This is a genomic window from Streptomyces sp. ISL-1, from assembly GCF_018614585.1.
Classification (GTDB): domain Bacteria; phylum Actinomycetota; class Actinomycetes; order Streptomycetales; family Streptomycetaceae; genus Streptomyces; species Streptomyces maoxianensis.
The window spans coordinates 365,608-391,054 of the sequence record NZ_JAGGOI010000004.1 but is presented as its reverse complement, the minus strand read 5'-3'; the positions used below and the strand labels follow the sequence as shown (position 1 = coordinate 391,054).

At 70.9% G+C, this 25,447-nt stretch carries 24 protein-coding genes and 1 pseudogene; 17 read left to right on the top strand and 8 right to left on the bottom strand.

What is annotated here, in order from left to right; all coding sequences use genetic code 11:
- Together J7E87_RS03750 and J7E87_RS03745 are read right to left on the bottom strand one after the other, a co-directional pair.
- Positions 1–1,351: ATP-binding protein (locus J7E87_RS03750; protein ID WP_308312833.1), on the bottom strand; the 1,351-nt coding region annotated here is incomplete at its 3' end.
- A 191-nt stretch (positions 1,352–1,542) separates the two neighbouring features.
- Positions 1,543–3,339 (bottom strand): S8 family serine peptidase, encoded by a 1,797-nt coding sequence (locus J7E87_RS03745; protein ID WP_215089794.1) that lies wholly within the window; start codon positions 3,337–3,339, stop codon positions 1,543–1,545.
- Between the two features lie 529 nt (positions 3,340–3,868).
- Between J7E87_RS03745 and J7E87_RS03740 the strand changes: the two genes are divergently transcribed.
- Positions 3,869–4,654, top strand: a complete 786-nt coding sequence (locus tag J7E87_RS03740; protein WP_215089792.1) for a VOC family protein — start codon at positions 3,869–3,871, stop codon at positions 4,652–4,654.
- Between the two features lie 133 nt (positions 4,655–4,787).
- Here J7E87_RS03740 and J7E87_RS03735 read toward each other — a convergent pair whose 3' ends face one another.
- The 3 genes from J7E87_RS03735 to J7E87_RS03725 form a co-directional block, all read right to left on the bottom strand.
- Complete coding sequence (locus J7E87_RS03735) at positions 4,788–6,044, bottom strand: RNA polymerase sigma factor (protein ID WP_215089837.1); 1,257 nt, start codon at positions 6,042–6,044, stop codon at positions 4,788–4,790.
- 6 nt (positions 6,045–6,050) lie between these two features.
- Positions 6,051–6,452 (bottom strand): YciI family protein, encoded by a 402-nt coding sequence (locus J7E87_RS03730; protein ID WP_215089790.1) that lies wholly within the window; start codon positions 6,450–6,452, stop codon positions 6,051–6,053.
- A gap of 198 nt (positions 6,453–6,650) precedes the next feature.
- Positions 6,651–7,097, bottom strand: a complete 447-nt coding sequence (locus J7E87_RS03725) for an SRPBCC family protein (RefSeq protein ID WP_215089788.1) — start codon at positions 7,095–7,097, stop codon at positions 6,651–6,653.
- 189 nt (positions 7,098–7,286) lie between these two features.
- Here J7E87_RS03725 and J7E87_RS03720 point away from each other — a divergent pair, with 189 nt between their 5' ends.
- From J7E87_RS03720 to J7E87_RS03710, 3 genes are all read left to right on the top strand, one after another.
- Positions 7,287–7,487, top strand: coding sequence for a hypothetical protein (locus tag J7E87_RS03720; protein ID WP_215089786.1), 201 nt, complete (start codon positions 7,287–7,289; stop codon positions 7,485–7,487).
- A gap of 66 nt (positions 7,488–7,553) precedes the next feature.
- Complete coding sequence (locus J7E87_RS03715; protein WP_215089784.1) at positions 7,554–8,489, top strand: lytic polysaccharide monooxygenase; 936 nt, start codon at positions 7,554–7,556, stop codon at positions 8,487–8,489.
- A 74-nt stretch (positions 8,490–8,563) separates the two neighbouring features.
- Positions 8,564–10,042, top strand: a complete 1,479-nt coding sequence (locus tag J7E87_RS03710) for an AlkA N-terminal domain-containing protein (protein ID WP_215089782.1) — start codon at positions 8,564–8,566, stop codon at positions 10,040–10,042.
- A gap of 90 nt (positions 10,043–10,132) precedes the next feature.
- Here the strand turns inward: J7E87_RS03710 and J7E87_RS03705 are convergent, their stop codons facing one another.
- A complete protein-coding gene (locus J7E87_RS03705) occupies positions 10,133–10,555 on the bottom strand; it encodes a DUF350 domain-containing protein (RefSeq protein ID WP_215089780.1) in 423 nt (140 codons plus the stop codon).
- Positions 10,556–10,754: 199 nt separating this feature from the next.
- On the opposite strand from J7E87_RS03705, the gene J7E87_RS03700 reads away from it, so the two are divergent.
- The 3 genes from J7E87_RS03700 to J7E87_RS03690 are packed head-to-tail and all read left to right on the top strand — an operon-like array spanning position 10,755 to position 12,347.
- The gene (locus tag J7E87_RS03700; RefSeq protein ID WP_215089778.1) at positions 10,755–11,291 is read left to right on the top strand and encodes a DoxX family protein; all 537 of its coding nucleotides are present in this window, start codon (positions 10,755–10,757) and stop codon (positions 11,289–11,291) included.
- Between the two features lie 59 nt (positions 11,292–11,350).
- Positions 11,351–11,695 carry a GNAT family N-acetyltransferase gene (locus J7E87_RS03695; RefSeq protein ID WP_251016872.1) on the top strand — a complete coding sequence of 115 codons (345 nt, stop codon included), beginning with the start codon at positions 11,351–11,353 and terminating at the stop codon, positions 11,693–11,695.
- Positions 11,696–11,717: 22 nt separating this feature from the next.
- Positions 11,718–12,347: an aspartate/glutamate racemase family protein gene (locus J7E87_RS03690; protein ID WP_215089835.1), complete on the top strand. Its 630-nt coding sequence runs from the start codon at positions 11,718–11,720 to the stop codon at positions 12,345–12,347.
- A 285-nt stretch (positions 12,348–12,632) separates the two neighbouring features.
- On the opposite strand, the gene gndA is transcribed toward J7E87_RS03690, so the two are convergent.
- Positions 12,633–14,075 (bottom strand): NADP-dependent phosphogluconate dehydrogenase, encoded by a 1,443-nt coding sequence (gndA, locus tag J7E87_RS03685; RefSeq protein ID WP_215089774.1) that lies wholly within the window; start codon positions 14,073–14,075, stop codon positions 12,633–12,635.
- A gap of 402 nt (positions 14,076–14,477) precedes the next feature.
- Between gndA and J7E87_RS03680 the strand changes: the two genes are divergently transcribed.
- From J7E87_RS03680 to J7E87_RS03655, 6 genes and pseudogenes are all read left to right on the top strand, one after another.
- Positions 14,478–15,239 (top strand): DeoR/GlpR family DNA-binding transcription regulator, encoded by a 762-nt coding sequence (locus J7E87_RS03680; RefSeq protein WP_215089772.1) that lies wholly within the window; start codon positions 14,478–14,480, stop codon positions 15,237–15,239.
- 137 nt (positions 15,240–15,376) lie between these two features.
- Entirely contained in the window at positions 15,377–16,735 is a 1,359-nt protein-coding gene (locus J7E87_RS03675; RefSeq protein ID WP_215089770.1) for a sugar ABC transporter substrate-binding protein, read from the top strand.
- Positions 16,732–17,706 (top strand): annotated as a pseudogene (locus J7E87_RS03670) (carbohydrate ABC transporter permease). The gene J7E87_RS03675 and the pseudogene J7E87_RS03670 overlap by 4 nt, the downstream one beginning before the upstream one ends.
- The gene (locus J7E87_RS03665; RefSeq protein WP_215089768.1) at positions 17,703–18,611 is read left to right on the top strand and encodes a carbohydrate ABC transporter permease; all 909 of its coding nucleotides are present in this window, start codon (positions 17,703–17,705) and stop codon (positions 18,609–18,611) included. The pseudogene J7E87_RS03670 and the gene J7E87_RS03665 overlap by 4 nt, the downstream one beginning before the upstream one ends.
- Positions 18,608–19,600: a zinc-dependent alcohol dehydrogenase family protein gene (locus J7E87_RS03660; RefSeq protein ID WP_215089766.1), complete on the top strand. Its 993-nt coding sequence runs from the start codon at positions 18,608–18,610 to the stop codon at positions 19,598–19,600. The genes J7E87_RS03665 and J7E87_RS03660 overlap by 4 nt, the downstream gene beginning before the upstream one ends.
- Complete coding sequence (locus J7E87_RS03655) at positions 19,597–20,508, top strand: carbohydrate kinase (protein ID WP_215089764.1); 912 nt, start codon at positions 19,597–19,599, stop codon at positions 20,506–20,508. Before J7E87_RS03660 ends, J7E87_RS03655 begins: the two co-directional genes overlap by 4 nt.
- A 101-nt stretch (positions 20,509–20,609) precedes the next feature.
- Here the strand turns inward: J7E87_RS03655 and J7E87_RS03650 are convergent, their stop codons facing one another.
- Positions 20,610–21,194 carry a cysteine hydrolase family protein gene (locus tag J7E87_RS03650; RefSeq protein ID WP_215089762.1) on the bottom strand — a complete coding sequence of 195 codons (585 nt, stop codon included), beginning with the start codon at positions 21,192–21,194 and terminating at the stop codon, positions 20,610–20,612.
- A gap of 74 nt (positions 21,195–21,268) precedes the next feature.
- On the opposite strand from J7E87_RS03650, the gene J7E87_RS03645 reads away from it, so the two are divergent.
- The 4 genes from J7E87_RS03645 (at position 21,269) to J7E87_RS03630 (ending at position 25,189) form a co-directional block, all read left to right on the top strand.
- Complete coding sequence (locus tag J7E87_RS03645) at positions 21,269–22,285, top strand: GlxA family transcriptional regulator (protein WP_215089760.1); 1,017 nt, start codon at positions 21,269–21,271, stop codon at positions 22,283–22,285.
- A 226-nt stretch (positions 22,286–22,511) separates the two neighbouring features.
- Positions 22,512–23,525, top strand: coding sequence for an NADP-dependent oxidoreductase (locus J7E87_RS03640; protein ID WP_215089758.1), 1,014 nt, complete (start codon positions 22,512–22,514; stop codon positions 23,523–23,525).
- A 5-nt stretch (positions 23,526–23,530) separates the two neighbouring features.
- On the top strand, positions 23,531–24,319 hold the full coding sequence (locus J7E87_RS03635) for an SDR family oxidoreductase (RefSeq protein ID WP_215089756.1): 789 nt from the start codon (positions 23,531–23,533) through the stop codon (positions 24,317–24,319).
- Positions 24,320–24,622: 303 nt separating this feature from the next.
- Positions 24,623–25,189 carry a GNAT family N-acetyltransferase gene (locus J7E87_RS03630; RefSeq protein WP_215089754.1) on the top strand — a complete coding sequence of 189 codons (567 nt, stop codon included), beginning with the start codon at positions 24,623–24,625 and terminating at the stop codon, positions 25,187–25,189.
- The last annotated feature ends 258 nt before the right edge of the window (positions 25,190–25,447 follow it).

Sequence of the window (25,447 nt, the reverse complement as noted above, 5' to 3'; positions counted from 1 at the left end):
GGGTGAGCCGCCGCGCGCCGTGCTGCACGGGCGTCGACTCGGCGGCGAGCAGGGCGAGTTCGGCGGCCAGCGCGCTGTTGCCGCGGCGCCGCGCGGTGTCGGCGGCCGCCGCGACCTGAGCGGCGAGCAGCTCGTCGGGAACGTCCGTGGCCAGCGCCCGGTGCCGTACTGCCTCGACGGGATCGTCCACGACAAGGGCGAGCGCCGCGTGACCGTCGCTGCGCTCGGCCCAGCAGGCGTCGTGCACCAGCGTGGAGGGCAGCACACCGGCGGTGAACGCGACCGTCCCGTCCTCCTTCAGGGAGATCAGATTCGCCCGCTCGGCGGCGGCGAGGTCGGCCTCGGCGGTGCGGCGGCCGGCGCGGCGGATCAGCGATGCCGTGGGGCGCAGCGCCAGCGCGGCCAGCAGCAGCGTGCCGCGAACGACGGGGGACGCGGCGCCGAGCAGCTGGCGGGCGAGATCGCGGGCGCGCCCGGAGAGGGACAGCGCCTCGGCGTGGTGCACGGGCGTCCGCGCGTCGGCGAGGGACCGGCCGACGGCGAGCGCGAGGCGCGGATTGCCGCCGCTGGCCTTGTGGATGCGGCCGGCCATCCGGGACGGCAGCCGGTGGTGAATGAGGAGTTCGGCGATCTCGTCGGCGTGCAGCGGCGGCACGAACAGGACATCGGCCTCGGACGGCACCCACAGTGGCTCGGGCCCCGCCGCGTCCGGCCGGGACCCGCTGGTGCGGGGTGCGTCGGGGCCGTACGCCGCCGGCGTCTCGACGGCGACCACCCGCAGCGCGGACGGGGCCAGATGCAGAGCGAAACGCAGCAGGTCGGCGCTGTCGGCGTCGATGCGCTGGACGCCGTCGACGACGAGCAGGACGGGACCACGCGCGGCGAGGGTCCGCAGGATCTGGGCGAGGGCCAGCCGCAGGGCGATCGGGTCCCAGCCGTGCTCGGGGATCGGCGCCTCACGGCACAGCATGGCGACGGCGGTCCGCTGCGGACCGGGCAGCCCTTCGAGAATGTCGAACCCGCCCGGAGCTCCGGCGCCGTCCGGGCCGGGGGGAGTTCCCGGGCCGCCGTGGGCTCCCGGCACGGGCCAGGACACGCTCGCCGACACGGACGCGACGAGGGCCGCGGCGGCAGCGCCGGGTATGTCGCGGTCCGCGGGGAGTGTGGGGAGCCAGAGCACCCTCTCGCCGCTGGACTCGGCGCGCGCGGCGACGGCCAGCGCGACCTCCGTCTTGCCGACCCCGGCAGGGCCGGTGAGCAGAGCGCGCCCACGGGTGTGCAGGACGCTGTCCAGCCGCGCGAGGAGCTCCCCTCGCCCGACCGTCGCGGGGCGGTACACCGCCGGTGTCACGTGCCCACCACCCCCTTCCGGACACGTCCGGGCCCCCTGCCCTGGGAGCAGAGCATACGAATCCGGCCGCCGCAGTCCAGGCCTTGTGTCCGGCATACGGACGCACGCTTACGTACAGGCGGCGGGGCGCGCCCCCGGCATATGCCGGGGACGCGCCCCTGACCAGCGATGACGCAGTTGTGCGGGGTGTTTTAGAAGGTGAGGCTCCAGTTGTCGATGTAGCCGGTGTCACCCGATGCCACATCGCGGACCTGAAGCTTCCAGGTGCCGTTGGCGACCTCGCTGGACGCGTCGACGGTGTACGTCGCGAGGACGTTGTCGGCGCTGTCCGAGCCGGAGGAGGTCTTCAGGTTGCGCACCGTCCCGTCCGGGGCGATCAGGTCGATGACCAGGTCGCCGCGCCAGGTGTGCTTGATGTCCACGTCGACCTTGAGGGCGGCGGGGGCGTTGCCGGTGCGGCCGGTGACGGCGATCGAGGAGGTCACGGTCGACAGGTCCGCGATCGTCACGTTCGTCGCGTTGCTGAACGTCGTGCCGCCGGGGGTGCCGGTGACGGCGTTCACGGTCTTCGTGGCGTCGGCGATACCGGTGCCGCAGCCGCCGGTGCAGGTGCCGGGCAGCGGCCGGGCGTTGGTCTTGATCGCGGACTCGATGTCGGCCGGGGTCAGCGCGGGCTTGGCCGATTCGAGCAGCGCGGCGAGCCCTGCGATGTGCGGGGCGGCCATCGAAGTGCCCTGGTAGGGCTTGTAGTTCTCCGCCGACTGGGTGGTGGCGCCGGAGTTCAGCGTGGAGAGGATGCCGTTCTCGGGGGTGGTGACGGTGCCGGGCGTGTCGGTGGCGCGGCGGGTCTCGCCGCCGGGCGCGGCGACATCGACGATGCTGCCGAAGTTCGAGTAGAACGAACGGTTGCCCTCACGGCTGGTGGACGCCACGTTGATGACGCTCGCGCAGTTGGCGGGCGTGAATCCGGAGGCGTTGGCGTTGCTGTTGCCGGCCGCGACGACGACGGTCGTACCGCGCGACACCGCGCCGTTGATGGCGTTCTGGTAGACGCTCGGGCAGGTGGAACTGGCGCCGCCGAGGCTCATGTTGATGACCTTGGCCGGATTCGGGTTCGCGGGAATGCCCGGGACGGTGCCGCCGGACGCCCAGGTGATGGCGTCGGCGATGTCGGCCGATGAGCCGCCGCACTTGCCGAGCACGCGGACCGGCTGGATCTTCGCGTTGTACGCGATGCCCGCAACGCCCTTGCTGTTGTGCGTCGTCGCCGCGATGGTGCCCGCGACATGCGTGCCGTGCCAGGAGGAGTTGCCGGCCTTGGAGCCGGCGCCGCACTCGCCGTCGGTGGCGTTCCAGTCGCCCTCGTCCTTGGCGTCGCTGTCGCGGCCGTTGCCGTCGCGGGCGTCCGCGGAGGTGGAGATGAAGTCGTAGCCGGAGACGACGCCTGCGGCCAGGTCCGTGTGGGCGGCGTAGCCGGTGTCGATGACGGCGACGGTGACGCCGCTGCCGGTGCTCTTGTCCCAGGCTCCGGGCACGTTCATACCGCCGGTGGCCTCGAACAGGTCCCACTGCTTGGTGTACTCGGTGTCGTTCGGGGTGACCGCCATCGCGTAGGCGCGGATGTCGGGCTCCACGGACGCGACCGAGGGGTCGGCCCGGAAGGCGTCCATGACCTCGGTGAGGTCCTTCTTGGACGCGTCGCCACCCAGGTCGACCAGGGCGGCGCCACCGGCGAGCCGGCGTTCGAACGACAGGCTCTCGCCGGTCTCGGCGCCCTTGGCCGTGGCGTCGCCGGCGGCGGCCTTGTTGGAACTGGCCTCGGCCGCCTTGGACTTGTAGGTGACGATGACCTTGTCGACCGGCGCGGTCGGCAGTGTGGTCATGGACTGCGAAGCCGGAGCGGGCTTCGGCGAGGGGTTTTGCGGGGTGGCGGCGAGTGCCACGGATGACGTGGCGGCGACTGCGGCGATCGTGGCGCTGGCGGCCACGACGGATATGAGTCTCCGTCTGGAACCGTTCAAGGTGTTCCCTTTCCACTGACGGCGCGGAGCGCGGGCGGCGGCGCGGCAATCGCGGTTCGCTGTGGGGGTGCGATCCGCGGTTCCCTGGGCTGGGTAGGCCCGCGCGCCGCCGCCGGCGCGACGGCCCCTGGTCAAGGGCCGTCACCGGCGGAGCCCACGATTTACATGCACCTGACACTGAAGTCAGAGGATGGAATCCGCCGGTGCGGCAGACAGTAGGGAACGCCGAGATGAACCCGATACGGGGAAAACCCTTGTCACCCCCGTGCGGGCTCCCGGCCGGGAGGCGGGGTGCGTGAGTCACGGGAGGCGGCGCGGGCCACCGGGAACTGACTGCCCATCGGTCAACTGGGTTGAAACCGGCACACTTCGCTCACCATCGGGTGCGGCCGGGTGTCGCGGCGCGCGAAACGGCGGATGTCAGTGGGGGCTGGCATGCTGAAGGGCGACTGACCACATCCGTCATCCACCGCGTACTCGCGGGAGGAGAGTTGCGATGCTGACCACCACATATGTCCCGAGCGCGCCGAACTGGCTCGACCTGGGAAGCCCGGACGTGGACACGGCCGCCGCCTTCTACGGCGACCTGTTCGGCTGGGAGCTGCAGACCATGGGACCTGAGGCCGGGGGGTACGGCTTCTTCCAGCTGGACGGGAAGACCGTGGCCGCGATCGGCCCGCTCACCGAGGAGGGCGCGACCTCCGCGTGGACGCCGTATTTCCTGACCGCCGACGCCGACGCCACCACCAAAGCCGTCGAGCAGGCGGGCGGCACGGTCCGCGCCCAGCCGATGGATGTCTTCACCGCGGGACGGCTGGCGGCGTACACCGATCCGACCGGCGCCGAATTCGCCGTCTGGCAGCCCGGCGACACCAAGGGCCTGGGCGCGGTCACCGATGTGAACACACTGTCCTGGACCGAGCTTTACACCACGGACGCGGCCGCCGCGAAGGACTTCTACCGCTCCGTGTTCTCGTGGGACTACGAGGACATGCCGTTCGCGGGGGCCACCTACACCGTCGTCTCCCCTTCGGGCGGCGGCCAGGACGCCACGCAGGGCGGCATCATGCAGCTCCCGCAGGAGAACCTGGACGCGGGCTCCCGCTCGGAGTGGCATCCGTACTTCGAAGTGGCCGACGTCGACGCCACCTTCGCCAAGGCGGCCGAGCGTGGTGCCACCACGCTCATCCCGCCGATGGAGGCGGAGGGCGTGGGCCGCATCGCGATGTTCCTGGACCCCTTCGGCGCCCCCCTGGCCATCATCCGAGGCAGCGGCGGCTGAGCTCCGCCAGCCCCGGCTGCCGCCGCCCGCGCCGGCTGACCGGTCACCCGGCGCGGGCCGACGGGTCCTGCGCGGGCTGACGCGTCGGCCTGCGCACGGCTGACGCGCCGGTCCGGCGGCGCCGTCCTGCGGCTCACCCGCCCGGCATGCCCAGCCGGGCGGCGCGCAGGGTGAGGTAGTGCCGCTCGGGGAGGCTCGTCGTACGGCTCGCGGCGATACGGAAGTTCTCAGCGGCGGCCTCCCGGTCACCGGCCATGTCGAGGAGATGGGCGCGTACGACATACAGCCGGTGGTGCCCCGCCAGCCGGCCGTCGCCCTCCAGTTCCTGAAGGATCCGCAGACCCGCCGCGGGTCCCTCGACCATCGCGGCGGCGACGGCGCGGTTGAGGGAGACGACGGGGCTGGCGGAAAGGCGCTCGAGCACGCCGTACAGCGCGAGGATCTGCGGCCAGTCGGTCTCCTCGACCGTCTTCGCTTCGTCGTGGCAGGCGGCCACCGCCGCCTGCACCTGGTACGGGCCGAGTGGACCCCTGGGCAGCGCCTCGGTGACGAGCGCGATGCCCTCGGCGATCGCTTCGGCGTCCCACAGGCTGCGGTCCTGCTCGGCGAGGGGGATCAGCTCACCGCCCGGACCGGACCGCGCCCTGCTCCGGGCGTGGTTGAGCAGCATCAGCGCCAGCAGCCCGGCCACCTCACTGTCCTTGGGGAGCTGTGCGTGCAGCGCCCTGGCCAGCCGGATCGCCTCCCGGGACAGCTCGACGCGCTGCAACTGCGGGCCGGAGCTGCTCGTATGACCCTCGTTGAAGATGAGATAGAGGACGTGCAGGACGGCGGCCAGGCGGCGCGGCCAGTCCTCTTCGCCCGGCATCCGGAAGGGCACTCCCGAGGACTTGATGCGCTGCTTGGCCCGGCTGATCCGCTGCGCCATCGTGGCGTCCGGCACCATGAAGGCGCTGGCGATCTCGGTGGTGCTGAGCCCGCCGACCGACCGCAGCGTGAGCGCGATGGCCGCACTCGGCGTCAGAGCGGGATGGCAGCACATGAACAGCAGGGTCAGGGTGTCGTCCTGCTCCACCGCGTCATCGTTGTCCGCCGGCGGCGCCGACTGCCGGTCGGCCGGCTCGCGCCGTGCCGCGAGGTCCTCGCGGCGCCGCCGAGCCTGCTCGCTGCGTACCTGCTCGGTCATCCGCCGGCTCGCGACCTGGATCAGCCAGCCCCGCGGATTGTGCGGCAGCCCTTCCTCCGTCCACTGCGTCGCCGCCGCCAGCAAAGCCTCCTGCACCGCGTCCTCGGCGGCGTCGAAGTCCCTGAAGCGCCGGGTGAGCACGCCGACGACCTGCGGCGCGAGTTCGCGCAGCAGGTCCGCGGCGGGTTCCCCGGGTCCGCTCAGAGCTCGCTACTCCTCAGTCGGCGCCGACATCACCTGGCGTACCTCGATCGGCATGTTCAGCGGGGCTCCGCCGGGGCCGGGGGCCGCCGACACGGACGCCGCGAGTTCGATCGCCCGCTCGGGGCTGTCACAGTCGACGATCCAGTACCCGGCGAGAAACTCCTTGGTCTCAGGGTAGGGGCCCTCGGTGACCACCGGGGCGGCCGATTCGGCTCCGGCCCGCACGATCTTGGCGGTCTCCGGACCGGCCAGACCCTGGCCGTCCACGAACTCCCCGTTGTCCACCAGTTTCTTGTTCGTGTCCCGCATGAACGCGATGTGCGCCTGGATCTCCTCGGGAGTCCAGGTGTCGATCGTCGGGAAGTCCGCGGTCCGCTCGCTGAACTGCATCAGCAGCATGTACTTCATGATCTGCTCCTTCGTCCTCCGTGGCGCCCTCGTCGGCGCTCTCACGGGTAGGTAGAAGCACGCACCGCGATTTCGACATCCTGCGCCAAGATTTTTTTCTCACCCGTGTTCCGGGCGTCGCACACCTCCAGGGTGCGCCGGGCGTACGTACACCCCGACGACGGTGAGGCAGGTGGGTCCACGGCTGCCGTGGGTCCCTCAGGATGCCTCGACTGCCGCCTTGATCCGTCGGCCGAACGCGTCGGCGTCCTTGCGTGCCGCGCTCAGGGCGAGGCCGACGAGCAGCTTGCCGACGCCGTGGCCTTCGAGCCGGTTGAAGATGCGGACACGGGTCTTGCCGCCGGGGGTCGACTCCAGGTCGTATCCGCCCTCGTCGGCCGTCACGAGGTTCTTCGAGATCTCCGTCCAGCGGATCTTGGTGGGCGGCACGAGTTCGGCGATCCGGAACTGCCGTTTGGTTTTCATTCCGGCGTCCTTGACCGTGCTCGTGAAGACGGTGCCGACCGCGGTCGGGCCCTCTGGTGTCTTCGCGATCTCCTGCACTCTGGGGCTGAACTTGGGATCGTTCTTTCCGTCGGCGAGGAAGGCGAAGACCTCCTCGACGGGGCGGTCGATCTCCACCGTTGCCTCGAACTGACCGGCCATGATTCCTCCAGTGATCTCGCGCCTGGCTGCGGCGTTCGCGCATCATCCCAGACAAGTCGGAAGAGTCCGGGCAGACCCGCGAACCGGTCAGGGGCCGTGCCGGCGCCCCCAGCGCCGCGTCGCTGGGAACCGGGCATTGCATGCGTCCGTCCGCGATCCGACAACGCGGTGAGGACGCCGCGTCGGACAATGTTCTCCGCGATCCCCGCCTGCTCACGGGCGGATCCGTACGCGGAGGAAGTGCTGTACGAACGTCGCGCCACGAACCACCACACGGTGGCCAGGATCAGCACCGCGAGCAGGGCGATCGAAGCGCTGCGCACGCTCCACGGCGGCGCGGCCCAGTGGAGATCACCGTCTGCTGAGGCGTCGTCGGTCGGCCCGCGGTGAACGCTCGGGCGGGCGAAGCCGTAATACACGGCAGGCTGTTGAGCCCATCAAGGAGGTCTGCTGCGGATGACTGCCCATCGAACTGCCGCCGCCGCTGCGCTGGCCGGTGTCGTACCGCTGCTGCTCACGGCCGTGACTGCCGGGACCGCGCAGGCGCACGGGGCGCCGACCGATCCCGTCAGCCGGGTGGCCGCATGCGGTCCCGAGGGTGCCCAGCGGGCGTCGGCCGCCTGCCGGGCCGCCGTTGCCGCGAACGGGGGATCGGCGTTCGACCAGTGGGACAATCTGCGTGTGGCCGACGTACGGGGCAGAGACCGCGAGGTCGTCCCGGACGGCCGGCTGTGCAGCGCGGGTCTCGAGGCGTACAGGGGCCTGGACATCGCCCGCGCGGACTGGCCGGCGACGACCCTGAAGGCCGGCGCGCGGTTCACCCTCGCCTACCGGACGACGATCCCGCACGAGGGAACGTTCGACCTGTATCTCACCAAGGAGGGCTACGACCCGGCCGCGCCGCTGCGGTGGGCCGATCTGTCGGCGAAGCCCTTCGCCACGGCCACCGATCCGGAGGTCGCGGGCGGTGCGTACCGGATCTCCGGTCGGCTCCCGGCCGGACTGACGGGCCGTCATGTGCTCTACACGGTGTGGCGGAACTCGAGCACGCCGGACACCTACTATTCGTGCTCCGACGTGGTGCTTGCGGGCGACAAGGAGCGGGGCGGCGAGCCTGTCGCGGAGCAGCCGGGCTCTGAACCCTCTGCCGAGCCACCCTCTGACCCGGTCACCGCGCCGACCTCGCAGCCTGCCTCCGATCCTGCCGTTGAGCCCGCGACCTCTCAGCCGCCCGCCGCACCGGGTTCCGCGCCTGCCGATGAGCCGGCCGGGCAGCCGGCCGCGGCGTCGGCGGACGGCGCCGGCGGTCATACGGCGGTACTGCTGGGTGGGGCGGCTGCCGTGCTCGCACTTCTCGCACTGGGCGTCTCCGCGTTCTTCCGCCGCCGATAGCCGAACGCGAGGGCGGAAACACGACGTCCGATTTCCGCCAGCCGAGCGCCCGGCGCGGTGCCCATACTGGCCGTATGACCATCGAGGACAGCAGCGAGGACAGCAGATACGAGGCGGTGAGCAGCAGGGACGCCCGGTTCGACGGGGTGTTCTTCTTCGCCGTGTCCACCACCGGGATCTACTGCCGGCCGAGCTGTCCCGCGATCACGCCCAAGCGCCGGAACGTATCGTTCTACCGGACGGCCGCGGCGGCCCAGGGCGCCGGCTTCCGGGCCTGCCGCCGCTGCCGCCCAGACGCCGTGCCCGGCTCCGCGGAGTGGAATGCCCGCGCCGACGTCGTCGGCCGCGCCATGCGGCTCATCGGCGACGGCGTCGTGGACCGCGAGGGTGTCGCGGGCCTCGCCGGCCGGCTGGGCTACAGCGCCCGCCAGGTGCAGCGCCAGCTGAACGCGGAGCTCGGCGCCGGCCCCATCGCCCTGGCGCGGGCCCAGCGCGGCCACACCGCGCGGGTACTGCTGCAGACAACCACCATGCAGGCGGCGGAGATCGCGTTTGCGGCAGGGTTCGCGAGCGTACGGCAGTTCAACGACACCATCCGGGAGATCTACGCGGCCACCCCCAGCGAACTGCGCTCCGCCCGGCCCGGCCGCAGCTCACGCTTCGGCCCGGTCGCCCCCGAGAACGGCGCCGCCGCCGGAGTGCCCCTGCGACTCGCCCACCGCGGTCCCTACGCCGCCGTCGAGGTCTTCGACTACCTGGGCCGCCGGGCCGTACCCGGCATCGAGGAACTCGTCGGCGAGCGCGGCTCCCGCATCTACCGGCGAACCCTGCGGCTGCCCGGCGGGTCCGGCGTTGCCGAAATCAGCGAACAGCCGGGCCAGGGAGGCTGGTTGGAGTGCCGGCTGCACCTCGCGGACCTGCGCGACCTGACGACGGCCACACAGCGCATGCGCCGCCTGTTCGACCTGGACGCCGACCCGTGCGCCGTCGCCGAACGCCTCGGCACGGACCCGGCGTTGGCCCCGCTGGTCGCCGCGCGCCCCGGCCTGCGCGCGCCAGGCACGGCCGACCCGCACGAACTCGCGGTACGGGCGGTGCTGGGTGAGGGGGTCTCGGTCGCGGCGGGCCGGCGACTCGGTGGCGCGCTGGTGGCCGCGTACGGAGAGCCGTTGTGCGAGCCGAGCGGCGGGCTCACGCATCTTTTCCCGCGCGTGGAGGCGCTTGCGGCGGCCGCGCTGACCGAAGTCGACATACCCGGCGCGCGGCGTGCCACGCTGCGTACGCTGACGGCCGCGCTCGCGCGGGGCGCGCCGGTTCTGGACCCGGGCGCGGACCGGGACGAGACCGAGCTTCAGCTGCTGGCCCTGCCTGGCATCGGCCCCTGGACGGCGGGCTACATCCGGATGCGCGCCCTCGGCGACCCGGACGTGCTGCTGACGGGGGACGCGTCGATCCGGGCGGGGATGCGGCGGGTGGGCGCGTCGACGGCGGATGCGCAGGAGTGGCGGCCCTGGAGTTCGTACGCCATGCACCACTTCTGGAACCTGCCATGAGCCGGGGGTGATCGGTGGGCGGTGGGCCTGCGCACCCCCTGGCCCGGCGCGGCAAGAGAACCCCCCAGCTCGCGATGGAGCTCCCTGTGCTCAGGCGATGGACGCCGAGACGATCGCCGAGACCGCCAGGTTGCAGGACGCGGTCACCCACACCGCCGGATGCGGCTCCGGCTCGACCAGCGTCGCGCCCAGCTTGCCCGGCGTGACCAGGTCCACCACCAGGAACGCCACCCCCATCATCACCAGGCCCAGCAGACCGAACGCGGCGGTGGAGGCAAGGCCCTTGCCGAAGTCGTCGTACGTCGTCCAGATCGAGGTGAAGACGATCCCGCCGATGCCCAGCAGCGCGGAGCTCAGCAGCAGCGCGGCATTGCGGTTTCGGTCCTCCCATATCTGCCGGCCCAGCTTTCCGGGCGTCAGCAGGTCGATCAGGACCATGCCGAGGATCAGAAGGACCACGCCGAGAGCGCCGTACGCGCTCGCGCGGCCAAGTCCGTTGATGATGTCGCTCATTGAGTGCCCGGTCTCCATGTCGATGAGTTGATGCCGGTCAAGGGCGCGCAAAATCTACCGCACGGTTCCGGCCAGTGGATCACGCGGCCCGTGTCACCCGTATGGCGCAGTACCGCAGAGGCCCGCGGCCCGACCCGTACGAGAGTGGTTCCCGTACGTCCGTACGTCCCCTGACCGCACTCCGCACCGGGAGACACTCATGGCTTGCCTCAACCGACGTGACCTCGGCCTGCTCGTCCTGCGGGTCGGCACGGGCGCGGTCCTCGCCGCGCACGGTTCGCAGAAGCTGTTCGGCTGGTTCGGGGGCGGCGGTCTCGAAGCGACCGCGACGGGCATGGAGGCCATGGGATTTCGCCCCGCCCGGCCGAGCGCAGTCGCCGCCGGGCTCAGCGAGGCGGGCGGCGGGGCGCTGCTCGCACTGGGCCTCGCCACCCCCGTGGCCGGTGCCGCCGCCGCGGGCGCGATGGCCGGGGCGGTGGCGGTGCACGCGCCCGCCGGGTTCTTCAACCAGGCCGGCGGCTTCGAGTACCCGGCTTTCCTCGGCTTCACGGCGGCCTCCATCGGCATCACCGGGGCCGGCCGCTACTCGCTCGATCACGTGACCTGGCACCGCCTCGATCAGCCGTGGGTGGTGGCCGTCGCCTTCCTCGGCGGTGCGCTCGCCGCTGCCGCGGTGGTCGGCAGGAGGGCGAAGGGGCAGGTCGATGAGCAGCCCGCGGAGGCGGCAGGAGAGTAGCCCGTACGCTGTCGGTGTCGCCGTCCGACCTGTCCGAAAGCATGAAGGAGACAGCCGTCATGGCAGAACCCGACATCCGTGACAGTCGGCAGAAGGGGCTTCTGGAGGCGGTCGAGGACGGTCAAGTCGTCGGCCGCATCGCCTACTTCACCCTCGACGCAACCCCGGCCGCCCTGGTGGCCGTGCACACCGTGGTGGAACCGGAGCACGAGGGCAAGGGCATCGCGAGCGCCCTGGTGCGCGAGTTCTACGCGATGGCCGCGCGCGAGGGCGTGCCCGTCGTGCCGCTGTGCCCGTACGCCGCCCAGTGGGCCCACCGCCACCCCGACGAGGCCCCCAAGCCACCGGTCGAACTGGTGCGCACCGCGGAGGAGCAGCTGATTGACCAACCGCAGCTCTGGTGACCGGGCAGCTAATATCCGGCCCATGCTGGCGCTGCTGCACACCTCCCCGGTCCACGTCCCGGTCTTCGACGCCCTGCGGGACGAAGATCACCCGGGTCTCGCGCTGCGTCATCTCGTCGAGGAGGATCTCCTCGCCCGGGCCCGGGAGGAGGGGCCCGAGGCGATCGCGCCCGCCGTCGCCACCGCGCTCGCCGGAGCCGCCGAGGGTGCGGCCGCGGTCCTCGTCACCTGCTCCACGATCGGCGGCGTTGCCGAGGCATGCGCCGCGGACCTCGGCGTTCCGGTGCTGCGGGGCGACCGGCCGATGGCCGCCGCGGCCGCCGCGGCGGACCGGATCGTGGTGGTCGCCGCCCTGCGCAGCACCCTGGAGCCGACACTCGCGCTGATCCGGGAAGAGGCCGCGGGCCGCGCGATCGACCTGCGCACGCTGCTCGTCGACGGCGCCTGGGAGCTCTTCGAGGCGGGCGACCGCGACGGCTATCTGGACGCCGTGGCCGCCGCGGTCGACGGGGCGCCCGCCACGGATGTCATCGTGCTGGCCCAGGCGTCGATGGCCGACGCGGCGGACCGTACGACGACCGCCGTCCCCGTCCTGTCCAGCCCGCGGCCCGGGCTGCGGGCCGCCGCCCTTGCCATCACACACGGATCATGACGAGTGGACCCGGCGCGCGAGGCCACGCGCACCGGGAGACATTGGGAACGCACGACTTTGAACCGCTGGAGGTCTGGCATGACCCACCCACCCGTACCGCCTTCGCCGATCCCGCCCGGACCTGATCCCGGACCGCTGCCGGGGCCGGGGCCGGTGCCGACGCCTCCGCCGGGACCCGCGCCCGACCCCATTCCGCAGCCGCCGGGCCCCGGCCCCGAACCCGTACCGCCGCCGGAGCCGGAACCTCAGCCCGGTCCGGCGAGCTGAATCGGCCCGTAGCGCTGATCAGTCGGTGCGCACCTCCGAGCGGTCGCCGCCCCACAGGGTGTGGAACGAACCCTCGCGGTCGGTCCGCCGGTAGGTGTGCGCACCGAAGAAGTCACGCTGGGCCTGGGTGAGCGCAGCGGGCAGCCGCTCGGCGCGCAGGGCGTCGTAGTACGCGAGTGCCGCCGAGAAACCGGGCGTCGGGACGCCGTGCCGGGCGGCTGCCGAGATCACTTCGCGCCAGTCGTCCTGCGCCGCGCCGATCTCCTCCGCGAACTGCTTGTCCGACAGCAGGCTCGGCAGGTCGCGCTGCGCGTCGTACGCCTCGCGGATGCGGTCCAGGAACGCCGCCCTGATGATGCAGCCGGCCCGCCAGATCGCGGCCACCGAACCGAGGTCGATGCCCCAGTCGTAGGCGTCGCCGCCCGCCTGGATCTGGTGGAAGCCCTGCGTGTACGACACGATCTTGGACGCGTACAGCGCCTGCTCGACCTGGTCGGCGAAGCGCCCGGCATCGTCCTCGCCCAGCGGCCGGGCCGCCGGCCCGGGCAGCGAGCGGGAGGCCTCGCGCAGGTGCGCGTGGCCGGAGAGCGAACGGGCGAAGACCGCCTCCGCGATGCCGGATACCGGCACCCCCAGGTCGAGGGCGATCTGCACCGTCCAGCGGCCCGTGCCCTTCTGCTCCGCCTGGTCGGCGACGACATCGACGAAGGGCTTTGCGGTCGCGGCGTCCGTGTGCGCCAGCACCTCCGCCGTGATCTCGATCAGATACGAGTCGAGCCGCCCGGTGTTCCAGGTGCGGAAGGTCTCGGCGATCTGCGCGGGGGAGTAGCCCGCTACCGCGCGCAGCAAGTGGTACGCCTCGGCGATCAGCTGCATGTCGGCGTACTCGATGCCGTTGTGGACCATCTTCACGAAGTGGCCCGCGCCGTCCGGGCCGACATGGGTGACACAGGGGGTGCCGTCAGGGGCCTTCGCGGCGATCTTCTCGAACATCGGGCCGAGCGAGGCGTACGACTCGGCCGAGCCGCCCGGCATGATGCTCGGGCCGTGCAGCGCACCCTCCTCGCCGCCCGAGATGCCCGTACCCACGAAGTGGATGCCGCGCTCCCGCAGTTCCTTCTCGCGGCGCCGGGTGTCGGCGAAGTGGGCGTTGCCGCCGTCGATGATGACATCGCCCTCCTCCAGCAGCGGCGCGAACTCCTGGATCACGGCGTCGGTCGGGTCGCCCGCCTTGACCATGATCACCAGTCGGCGCGGGCGCTCCAGGGCCGCGACGAACTCCTCGGCCGACTCGGCGGGTACAAAGGTGCCCTCGCTGCCGAACTCCTCGACCAGCGCGCGCGTCTTGGCCGCCGTGCGGTTGTGGACGGCAACGGTGAAGCCGTTGCGGGCGAAGTTACGGGCGAGATTGCGGCCCATCACCGCGAGCCCCGTGACGCCGATCTGGGCTGTTCCACTCATCAGTGTGCTCCTGGATGTCCGTCGGAAAATCCATGTCCGCCCCTACGCATACGTACAGGCGGAGCCAGCCATTCATCGTTCCTCAAGCCCCCCGCACGCATGCGCATTCCGGGACGGCCGAATCAAGTTGTCGCTCCAGTGTCCGCCCGCGGGCACCGTTCGGACGCCCTCTTGGTGTCAAGCGGGCAGCGCGCCGCGCCGCGGTGTGCGCCCCGGACCGCACCACCAGCGCCGAAGGCCTCGCCGAAACGGGCATGAACGGGCACAGTGAATCACGCGAAGAGCCTGGTCGAACGGGAGTGCCTGCTTGTACAAACGACGCATGGGCCCGAACGGACGCCGGGACCCCAAGCACCGACAGCGCATGGACAGCGCTGCAGGCCAGAAGCAGGGAAGTGTGTCGTGGACACCGAGGAACGCCGACGGGGAATTCTCGAGACGGCCCGGCTGGACGGGTCGGTCGATGTCAACCGGCTGGCCGCCCGGTTCCAGGTGGCCAAAGAGACCATCAGGCGGGATCTGCACGCCTTGGAGGAACACGGTCTGGTGCGGCGTACGCACGGAGGGGCCTACCCCGTCGAGTCCGCCGGCTTCGAGACGACGCTCGCGGTGCGCACCACCCGGCATGTGCCGCAGAAGTCACGGATCGCGGCGGCCGCCGCCGATCTGCTCGGTGACGCCGAGACGGTCTTCGTGGACGAGGGCTTCACCCCACAGCTTGTCGCCGAAGCGCTGCCGCGGGACCGGCCGCTGACCGTCGTCACCGCGTCCCTGGCGGTGGCGACCGTCCTCGCGGACGCCGAGAAGATCTCCGTGCTGCTGCTCGGCGGGCGCGTCCGCGGCGGCACCATGGCCACGGTCGATCACTGGGCCACCCGGATGCTCGCCGACTTCGTCATCGACCTGGCGTACGTCGGCGCGAACGGCATCTCCCGTGAGTACGGACTGACCACACCGGACCCCGCGGTGAGCGAGGTCAAGTCACAGGCAATGCGCAGCGCACGCCGCCGCGTGTTCGCCGGTATCCATACGAAGTTCGGCGCGGTGAGCTTTTGCCGCTTCGCCGACGTCGGCGACTTCGAGGCCATCGTCACCGACGCGGGCCTGCCCTCTGCGGAGGCGCAGCGCTACTCCCTCCTCGGCCCCCACGTGATCCGCGTCTGAACACCCCCCTGCGGCGCCCCGCCGCTCAACTTCCGTACCCCATAAGGCCATTGATCCCGGGACGCAAACACCGGGGCGGGTCCCGTCACGTCTTGAACCACCGATCACCGAGCCGCTACGAACGATCAGGAGAAATCATGCCCCTCCAGCGACGACGACGTGGAATCCGCCTGAGTGCGGGGGCCGGCACGGCCGCCATGGCACTTCTCGCGGGGTGCAGCGGAGCAGGCGCCTCCTCCTCCACCGGGAGCGAGGCAGTGAACGTCCTCATGGTGAACAACCCGCAGATGGTCGAACTGCAGAAGCTGACCGCGGCCAACTTCACCAAGGAGACCGGCATCAAGGTCAACTTCACCGTGCTCCCGGAGAACGACGTCCGCGACAAGATCAGTCAGGACTTCTCCAACCAGGCGGGTCAGTACGACGTCGCCACCATCAGCAACTTCGAGGTGCCGTTCTACGCCAAGAACGGCTGGCTGCACGGGCTGGACGAGTACGCGAAGAAGGACACCGCCTTCGACCAGAACGACATACTCGAGCCGCTGCGGGAATCGCTCACAGCGAAGGACGGAAAGCTCTACGCCGAGCCTTTCTACGGCGAGTCGTCCTTCCTCATGTACCGAAAGGACGTCTTCGCCGCCAAGGGGCTGAAGATGCCGGCGAAGCCCACCTGGGCGCAGGTTGCCGATCTCGCGGCGAAGGCGGACGGCGCCGAGAGCGGGATGAAGGGCATCTGCCTGCGCGGACTGCCCGGCTGGGGCGAGGTCATCGCCCCGCTCACGACCGTCGTCAACACCATGGGCGGCACCTGGTTCACCGCGGACTGGCAGGCGAAGCTCACCTCCCCGGAGTTCAAGAAGGCCACCCAGTTCTACGTCGACCTGGTGCGGGGCCACGGTGAAGCGGGCGCGGCCCAGTCCGGCTACGCCGAGTGCCTCAACAACATGACACAGGGCAAAACCGCGATGTGGTACGACGCCACGGCCGGAGCGGGCTCCCTGGAGGCGGCAGGCTCCCCGGTGAAGGGCAAGATCGGCTACGTACCGGCGCCGGTGGAGAAGACGGAGAGCTCCGGCTGGCTCTACACCTGGGCCTGGGGCATGCAGAAGGCGTCCAAGAAGTCCGACAGCGCCTGGAAGTTCATCTCCTGGGCGTCCAGCAAGAAGTACGAGGCGCTGGTCGGCGAGAAGAGCGGCTGGGCCAATGTGCCCGCGGGAAAGCGGGCCTCCACCTACGCCAATCCGGAGTACCGCAAGGCGGCGGGCGCCTTCGCGGACATCACCGAGAAGGCCATCGCGAGCGCCGACCCGCAGAACCCCGGCACCCAGCCGCGTCCCGCGCCCGGCATCCAGTTCGTCGGCATCCCCGAGTTCACCGACCTGGGCACCAAGGTCTCGCAGGAGATCAGCGCGGCCATCGCCGGCCGCCAGACCGTCGACCAGGCCCTGGCAGCCTCCCAGAAGCTGGCCGAGAAGGTCGGCAAGGAGTACCAGTGAGCACATCCCTCACCACACAGCCGCCGTCCCTCGCGGTCCGGTCGAAGCAGCCGAGGCCGACGAAGCAGCGAAAGGGGGGAGTGCGGGCCTGGGCCACCCGGGCTCCGCTCCTGCCGGCCCTGGTCTTCCTGATCGCGGTCACCCAACTGCCTTTCGTCGCGACGCTGGTGATCTCGCTCTTCGACTGGAACTCACTGAGTCCCGACGAGCGCAAGTTCGCCGGACTGTCCAACTACACCTCCGTGTTCACCGACCCGGAGCTGCGCGACTCGGTCCTCACCACCGTCCTGCTCACCGCGAGCGTCGTCATCGCGACCGTGGTGCTCGGTCTGCTGCTCGCCCTGCTCCTGGACCGCACGTTCTTCGGACGCGGCATGGTGCGCACCCTGCTCATCACGCCCTTCCTGATCGTCCCGGTCTCGGCCGCGCTGCTGTGGAAGCACGCGCTCTACAACCCGGAGTACGGGCTCCTCAACGGCGCCTGGACCTGGATCGCCGGGCTCTTCGGCGACGACAGCCCCGCCCAGCCGGACTGGATATCCGGCATGCCGCTGATCGCGGTCGAGGCAGCCCTGGTGTGGCAGTGGACGCCGTTCATGATGCTGATCCTGCTCGCGGGGCTGCAGAGCCGGCCCGCCGACATGATGGAGGCCGCGCACCTCGACGGAGCGAGCGGCTGGCAGTCCTTCCGCTATCTCACCCTGCCGCATCTGCGCCGCTACCTCGAACTGGGCGTCCTGCTCGGCTCCGTGTACATCGTCCAGAACTTCGACGCCGTGTTCACGATCACCTCCGGAGGCCTCGGCACCGCCAACCTCCCGTACACGATCTACCAGACCTTCTAACAAGCTCACGAGTACGGACTGGCGTCCGCCGCGGGAGTCGTCGTCGTGATCGGCACGATGATCATCGCGACGTTCGCGCTCCGGGTGGTCTCGTCCCTCTTCCGTGAGGAGGCGAACCGCGCATGACCGCTCACACCACGCCGGCTCCGGCCCCCGCACCCACGACGAAAGCAGCCCGCCCTCGGACACTTCCGCCCGCCGCGCGCCGGGCCAGGCGCCGCTCCACGGCGCTGGGCCTGCTGGCCTGGGTGGCAGGCATCGGGTTCTGTCTGCCGGCCATGTGGATGCTGCTGACCTCACTGCACTCGGAGGCGGACGCGGCCACCAATCCGCCCTCCCTCGCCGCGCCGCTGACCCTCGCCGGGTACCGGGAGTTCTTCGGGGCCGGCGGCGGGCCGAGCCCCTGGCCGTCCCTGATCAACTCCCTCACGGCGTCCGCGTTCTCCACGCTGCTGGTGCTCGTGCTCGCCCTCCCCGCGGCGTACGCGCTCTCCATCCGGCGCGTACGCAAGTGGACGGACGTGATGTTCTTCTTCCTCTCCACCAAGATGCTGCCGGTGGTCGCGGGTCTGCTGCCCATCTACCTCTTCGCGAAGAACGCCGGGATGCTGGACAACATCTGGCTCCTCGTCCTCCTCTACACCTCGATGAATCTGCCGATCGCGGTGTGGATGATGCAGTCCTTCCTCGCGGACGTGCCGGTCTCGATCATCGAAGCCGCTCAGGTGGACGGTGCGCGGCTGCCCACGGTCCTGACCCGGGTGGTCGCGCCGGTGGCCGCCCCGGGGATCGCCGCAACAGCCCTGATCTGCTTCATCTTCAGCTGGAACGAGCTGCTCTTCGCCCGGGTGCTCACCGGAGTCGTCGCCCAGACCGCCCCCGTGTATCTGACCGGATTCGTCACCAGCCAGGGCCTCTTCCTCGCTCAGCTGTGCGCCGCGTCCGTCGTTGTGTCCCTGCCGGTACTCGCCGCCGGCTACGCCGCCCAGGACAAGCTCGTCCAGGGCCTGTCCCTTGGAGCCGTCAAATGAGGGCAGTGATCGTCGAAGCCCCCGGCAAGGTCTCCGTCACGACGGTTCCCGACCCCGCACCGGGACCGCGGGAGGTCGTCGTCTCCGTGGCCTCGTGCGGTCTGTGCGGCACCGATCTGCACATCCTGCAGGGCGAGTTCGCGCCCACCCTGCCGATCCTGCCCGGCCATGAGTTCGCCGGCGAGGTCGTGGGCATCGGAAGGGACGTCACCGAACTGGCCGTCGGCGACCGGGTCGCCGTCGACCCGTCCCTGCACTGCCACGAGTGCCGCTACTGCCGGGCGGGACGCGGCAACCTCTGCGACCGCTGGGCCGCCATCGGGGTCACCGTGCCCGGCGGTGCCGCCGAGTACGCCGTCGCGCCCGTCGCGAACTGCGTACGGCTGCCCGATCACATCGACGTCAAGGACGCGGCGCTGATCGAGCCGCTGTCCTGCGCGCTCCGCGGATACGACGTGCTGAACAGCAGCACCCTCGGCGCCAACGTGCTGATCTACGGCTCGGGCACAATGGGCCTGATGATGCTGGAACTCGCCAAGCGCACCGGCGCCGCGGGCGTTGACGTACTCGACATCAATCCGGACCGCCTCGCCACGGCCTCGGTGCTCGGCTGCTCCCGCTCGGCAGCCACCGCCGAGGAGCTGGACCAGCCGGGCGGCTGGGATTTCGTCATCGACGCGACCGGCAATGCCGGTGCCATCCAGGACGGACTGGGACGGGTCGCCAAGGGAGGCACCTTCCTGCAGTTCGGGGTCGCCGACTACGCGACGACCGCGGTCATCGAGCCGTACCGGATCTACAACCAGGAGATCACCATCACGGGCTCCATGGCGGTGCTGCACAGCTACGAGCGGGCCGCCGCGCTCTTCGCCACCGGGGTGCTCGATCCGTCCGTCTTCATCAGCGACCGGCTGCCGCTGGAGCAGTACCCCGAGGCCATCGACCGGTTCAAGGCCGGCCAGGGACGCAAGATCGTGGTGGAGCCGTGAGCGGGTCTGAAGCCGTACTGGTGCTGGGCGAGGCGCTGATCGATCTCGTCCCCGTGGCGGGCGAGCCTGAGGTCCGGCGCGCACAGCCGGGCGGCGCGCCCGCCAATGTCGCGGTCGGTCTCGCCCGCCTCGGCAGGCCGGTCGCTTTCGCCGGGGCGCTCGGCGGCGACGGCTTCGCACGGCGCATCGAGCGGCGGCTGGTGGACGCGGGCGTGGATCTCGGCCTCTGCGCGCGGTCCGAACTGCCCACGGCGCTGGCGGTCGCCGATCCGGGCGAGTCGGGGACCGGCTACCACTTCCACCTCGAGTCCACCGCGACCTTCCGGTTCCCGGACCGGGCGGCCGACCTCGGCCGCTTCGGCGCGGTGTACGCGGGAGGCCTGGCCGCGGTCGTCGAACCGGCCGCGGGGGCGGTCGCCGCGACCGCGCGGGCGGCCGCCCGGCACTCCCTGCTGGTGGTGGACCCCAATGTGCGCGAGGACCGAACGCTCGACGGCGACCGCAGTCTCGGACTGCTGCGCGAGCTGTGCGCGCTGGCCCATGTCGTCAAGGCGAGCGACGAGGATCTGGTAGGGCTCTGGCCGGACACCGACCCGGACGAGAGCTGCCGGCGGCTGGCCGCGGAGGGACGACTGGTAGTGCTGACCCGCGGCGCGCGGGGTGCGACCGCCTACACCCCGGACGGCCCGCAGGTGTCCGTTGCCGCCGTACCGGTCGAGGTGGTCAACACGATCGGCGCCGGGGACGCGTTCATGGCGGGAGTCCTGGCCTGGCTCGGCACGGCGGGCGGTTGGGATCGCGCCCTGTCCCCGGAACGGGCCGAGCACATGCTGACCTTCGCCTCACAGGTGGCCGCGTCCGTGGTCGCGCAGACAGGCACGGAGCCCACGTCGCCCGCGCACGCCTGACCGCGCCTGCCCTGCCGGGCTGGATCCGGCAGGGCAGGCGCGGGGAGTCTCTGTCTCTGTCTCGGTCTCGGCGATGCGTCCGTGTGCGAGGCCGGGCGCATTCAGGCCGCCGCGGCCACCACGTCCTTGGTCGTCACCACTGCCGCGAAGCCTCCACCGTGCAGTGTCACGGCCGACGCCTGCGCCAGTTCGTCCGCGGACCGCCGCCAGCCGAACGGCCCCTCAAGATCGAATGTGTACGTCGCGTCCAGCGCGAAGAGCACCTCGTACCCAAGGTTTCCACCCATCCGCGCCGTGGTCTCGGCACACATATTGGTCTGGATCCCGGCCACCACGAACTGCGAGATGCCCTCAGCCCTGAACCACGCGTCCAGGTCCGGCGTCCCGTAGAAGGCCGAGTTCACGGTCTTCGTCACGAACAGCTCCGCCGCGGCCCCCTTTCCTCGCCGCTGCTCCACGTACTCCTTGAACCCGTTCCCCTCATGCCCCTGCCGCAGCGGCGAGTCCGGCCTCGACGAGTCGTGCCGGACGAAGACGACCGGCCGCCCCGTGGTCTGCCATGTGTCGATGAGTGAGGCGATGTTCTCGTCGGCCTCCGGATTGTTCCGCCGACCCCAGAAGTCCAGCTCATCGAAGCCCTTCTGTACGTCCACCACGACCAGTGCTGCGTTCTCCGCGATCTCCATACCTACGATGCTGCCGCCCCGGTCGACCCGGCCCCAGAGGGGTGTAAGTCAGCGATCGATGATTTACTGCCAGAGTGGCCACCGACCCCGACCCGTACCGTGTCGCCCTTGTCAGCTTTCCGGGCATCCGAGCCTTCGACGTCTCCGTCATCACCGAGGTCTGGGGCACGGATCGCACCGACCGGGGCGTCCCCGCCTTCGACCTGCGCCGCGTCGCCGCCGACGCCACGCCCGTCCCCATGCGCGGGGGGCTCAGCCTCACTCCCGACCGCCCCCTCGCCTGGCTCGCCCGCGCCGACCTGATCCTGATCCCGGGCCTGGACGACCACCTGACCCCCGCACCGCAGCCGGTACTCGATGCCCTGCGCCGGGCGCACGGCCGCGGCACCACCATCGCCGCCCTGTGCGGCGGCGCCTTCACGCTCGCGCAGGCCGGGCTGCTCGACGGCCGCCGCGCGGTCACACACTGGAACCTCGTCGATCTGCTCCGCGCCGAGCACCCCTGCGTCACCGTCGAACCTGACGCGCTCTTCATCGAGGACGGCAATATCTGGACCGCCGCCGGTACGGCCGCCGGCATCGACCTGTGCCTGCACCTGATCCGCACGGCCCACGGCGCGGAGGTGGCGGCGACGATCGCCCGCTCGATGGTCACGGCCCCCTTCCGCACCGGAACCCAGGCTCAGTTCATCGAGCACCCCACCCCGCGCACCGACCGCGACGCCGACGCTCTCGCATCCGTACGCGAATACGCCCTCCATCACCTCCACGAACCGCTCGCCGTCGCCGACCTCGCCGCCCGGGCGGGCATGTCGGCCCGTTCCTTCGCCCGGCACTTCGCCGCGGCCACCGGCGCGACGCCGCTGCGCTGGGTCCTGGACCAGCGCGTCGCCGCCGCCCAGAAGCTCCTCGAACACACCGACCTGTCGATGCCCGAGGTCGCCCGCCGTACGGGCTTCGGCAGCGAGATCACGATGCGCCAGCACTTCGCCGCCCGCCTCGCCACCAGCCCACGCGCCTACCGCGCCTCCTTCGCCGCCCACGCGTCACGCAGACCGGGCACCGAACCCCCGGCGCCGGCGCACGCCTGACGGCTCGCCGCGCGGGCACTGCCGTCCCGCTCCCGCGGTCTCACCGCATCGGCGACGTGATGGGAACCCCTCGCGCTGCTGCTGGGGTCACTTGCTTCCCGGCGCGGCAGCATCTAGCCTCACGAACTACCTACCGACCAGTTGGTATGCAACAGCCACCCGGGCACTTCGCAGCTGCCTCGCGCCGCGTGCCGGATTCGCCCACCTCAGCCAAGGAGCCGCGGAGATGAGCCGCACGAACCATCAATTGCGCCTGGCCGCACGTCCTGTGGGGCAGCCCCGCCCGACCGACTGGGGGCACGTCGAGGAGCAGGTTGGCGAGCCGGGCGACGGCGAGCTGCTGGTGCAGGTGCTCTACCTGTCGATCGACCCGGCCATGCGCGGCTGGATGAATGCGGGCAAGTCGTACATACGACCCGTCGAAATCGGTGAGGTGATGCGTGCCGGCGCGGTGGGCCGGGTCATCGCCTCCCGGCACCCCGACTTCGCGGTGGGGGACCACGTGTCCGGCACGTTCGGCGTCCAGGAGTACTGCGTCTCGGACGGTCGCGGGGTCATCAAGGTCGACCCGGCGCTGGCGCCGCTGCCCGTCTACCTCGGCACTCTCGGCATGACCGGCATCACGGCCTACTTCGGCCTGCTCGACATCGGACGTCCGCTGGCCGGGCAGACCGTCGTGGTCTCCGGTGCGGCCGGCGCGGTCGGCAGTGTGGTCGGCCAGATCGCGAAGATCCTGGGCTGCCGGGTCATCGGCATCGCCGGAGGTGAGCGCAAGTGCCGTTCGGTGGTGGAGGAGTTCGGGTTCGACGCCGCGATCGACTACCAGGCCGAGGACGTACGCAAGGCGCTGCGCCAACACGCCCCCGACGGTGTGGACGTCTACTTCGACAACGTCGGCGGCGACATCCTGGACGCGGTGCTGACCCGGCTGGCGCGCGGTGCCCGCATCGTCATCTGCGGCGCGGTCTCCCAGTACAACAACACCGAGCCGGTCAAGGGACCGAGCAACTACATGTCGCTGCTCGTCAATCGCGCCTCCATGACCGGAATGGTGGTCTTCGACTACGCCGACCGGTACTCCGAGGCCACCACGCAGCTGGCCGAGTGGCTGGCGGACGGCCGGCTGAAGTCGATGGAGGACGTGGTGTCCGGCGGCGTCGCGGCGTTCCCCGAGACCCTGATGCGGCTGTTCCGCGGTGAGAACCTCGGCAAGCTCGTGCTCAAGATCGCGGACGAGTGAGACGGATGGCATCCATGGATCTCAAAGACGCGGGTGTGGTCGTCACGGGTGCGGGATCGGGCATAGGAGCGGCGCTCGCCCGCCGGTTTGCCGCCGAGGGCGCCCGCCTCGTGGTCAACGATCTCGACGGTGAGGCGGCCGCCCGGGTCGCCGCCGAGGTCGGCGGACTCGCCGTGCCGGGCGACGCAGGCGCCGAGGAGAGCGTGGCCGCCCTGGTGGCCGCGGCGCGCGCCCACCTCGGCGACATCGACCTGTTCTGCGCGAATGCAGGCATCGAGCCCGGCGGTGGGGCGCACACCCCGGAGGAGGTGTGGGAACAGGTCTGGCAGGTGAACGTCATGGGACACGTGCGGGTGGCCCGTCATCTGATCGAGCCGTGGCTGGAACGGGGGCGCGGTCACTTCCTGGCCACGGTCTCCGCCGCGGGCCTGCTCACCCACCTCGAATCGGCGTCGTACTCGGTGTCCAAGCACGGCGCGCTGGCCTTCGCCGAGTGGCTCTCGGCGACGTACGGCGACCGGGGTCTGACGGTCCAGGTCGTATGTCCGCTGGGCGTTCGCACCGAGATGTACGAGAAGACCGACGCGGCCGCCAAGGCGGTACTCGGCGGCAACGTCCTCACACCCGAGCAAGTGGCCGACGAGGTCATGGACGGGCTCGCGGACGGGCGCTTCCTGATCCTGCCCCACCCGGAAGTACGGGAGCACTACGCGTTCCGGGCGACCGACACGGACAGGTGGCTGCGAGGGATGCGGCGCCTTAGGCGGCGCATCGACGAGGCCGCCAACGGCTGAGCCGGGCCTCGGAGGGGTCAACCCGCGACGAGTGATCCCGAGGCGTCCGGGCTCAAACCGGGCTCGCCGTTTGAGAAGAGCTGCTCGAGGACGCAGGCCGCGCCGTCCTCTTCATTGGACGCCGTGTGCTGCTGCACCGAGGAGAGCCAACGGCTGGTCTGCGCCAGAGAGTCTGGCGCCGGTGTTCGAGTGGTCCGTCCAGGCTCCGCGTGACCGGGTGCGGCGATAGTGGGCCGGTCGCGAGGCGGAGTGGGGCAGGCATGGCCGGCGTCAGGTGAGAGCCCCGCCGCATATGATCGGTTGGTGATTGCCGCCGTCATACTGCAGGCGGGCGCGACGCAGTCCGCTCCCGCTCTCGTTCTTCGACCCTGGTGTGTGGCGGACGTTGCCGCACTGGTTGAGGTCTGCCAGGATCCCGCTTCGCGCCACTGGACCGGCTCTTCCGTGGAGAACGATGCTGACGGGGCGCGATGGGTCCAGGCTCACCAACAGGGTTGGGCAGCAGGAGACCGGTTCGGCTTCGCAGTCCTTGAAGCACAACCCAACTCTGCTCACCAACAGTTGGTCGGCAGCGTAGTCCTCAAGGACGTCGCGACCGGCGAACCGTCGGCGGAGGTGGGCTATTGGACAGCGGCGCACGCTCGCGGGCGGGGTGTGGCCCCCCGCGCTCTGGAGATTCTCACCAGCTGGGCCTTCGACACCTTCGGGGCCGATGACCTGGAACGTCTCGAACTTCTTCATCAGGTGGACAACCTGGCATCGTGCCGGGTTGCGCAGAAGAGCCGGTACGAGTTCGACAGAGTCCTGCCTGCAGCGCCGCCATCGTACCCTCTCGATGGCCATCTGCACATACGGCGCCCGGATGCCTGAGGTCCACTCTTCGTGGTGGCAGCGATTCTGACGACACCAACTCTTTGGTCACCGGCGCGAGTACGCGGCACCGCGAGGTCCTCGACGGCTTCTCATCTCGTCGCCCCCGCCCACGTCGAGCAGGACGACCGAACGCCACCGTGCAGCAGGCATTGCAGCTCCTCAAGGACGAGGGCCTGGTCATCGGACGGGCAGGCGGCGGCCGTCACGGTCCGCCGAGTAGCGGTCATACGGCCGGAAGGGGGAAGCCGGGGTGGC

Coding starts and splice junctions, on each gene's coding strand:
- J7E87_RS03740 (WP_215089792.1), top strand. CDS start 3,869: ATGCTGACCACCACATATGTCCCGAGCGCGCCGAACTGGCTCGACCTG.
- J7E87_RS03730 (WP_215089790.1), bottom strand. CDS start 6,452: ATGAAGTACATGCTGCTGATGCAGTTCAGCGAGCGGACCGCGGACTTC.
- J7E87_RS03725 (WP_215089788.1), bottom strand. CDS start 7,097: ATGGCCGGTCAGTTCGAGGCAACGGTGGAGATCGACCGCCCCGTCGAG.
- J7E87_RS03720 (WP_215089786.1), top strand. CDS start 7,287: ATGTTCTCCGCGATCCCCGCCTGCTCACGGGCGGATCCGTACGCGGAG.
- J7E87_RS03715 (WP_215089784.1), top strand. CDS start 7,554: ATGACTGCCCATCGAACTGCCGCCGCCGCTGCGCTGGCCGGTGTCGTA.
- J7E87_RS03710 (WP_215089782.1), top strand. CDS start 8,564: ATGACCATCGAGGACAGCAGCGAGGACAGCAGATACGAGGCGGTGAGC.
- J7E87_RS03705 (WP_215089780.1), bottom strand. CDS start 10,555: ATGAGCGACATCATCAACGGACTTGGCCGCGCGAGCGCGTACGGCGCT.
- J7E87_RS03700 (WP_215089778.1), top strand. CDS start 10,755: ATGGCTTGCCTCAACCGACGTGACCTCGGCCTGCTCGTCCTGCGGGTC.
- J7E87_RS03695 (WP_251016872.1), top strand. CDS start 11,351: ATGGCAGAACCCGACATCCGTGACAGTCGGCAGAAGGGGCTTCTGGAG.
- J7E87_RS03690 (WP_215089835.1), top strand. CDS start 11,718: ATGCTGGCGCTGCTGCACACCTCCCCGGTCCACGTCCCGGTCTTCGAC.
- gndA (WP_215089774.1), bottom strand. CDS start 14,075: ATGAGTGGAACAGCCCAGATCGGCGTCACGGGGCTCGCGGTGATGGGC.
- J7E87_RS03675 (WP_215089770.1), top strand. CDS start 15,377: ATGCCCCTCCAGCGACGACGACGTGGAATCCGCCTGAGTGCGGGGGCC.
- J7E87_RS03665 (WP_215089768.1), top strand. CDS start 17,703: ATGACCGCTCACACCACGCCGGCTCCGGCCCCCGCACCCACGACGAAA.
- J7E87_RS03660 (WP_215089766.1), top strand. CDS start 18,608: ATGAGGGCAGTGATCGTCGAAGCCCCCGGCAAGGTCTCCGTCACGACG.
- J7E87_RS03650 (WP_215089762.1), bottom strand. CDS start 21,194: ATGGAGATCGCGGAGAACGCAGCACTGGTCGTGGTGGACGTACAGAAG.
- J7E87_RS03640 (WP_215089758.1), top strand. CDS start 22,512: ATGAGCCGCACGAACCATCAATTGCGCCTGGCCGCACGTCCTGTGGGG.
- J7E87_RS03635 (WP_215089756.1), top strand. CDS start 23,531: ATGGCATCCATGGATCTCAAAGACGCGGGTGTGGTCGTCACGGGTGCG.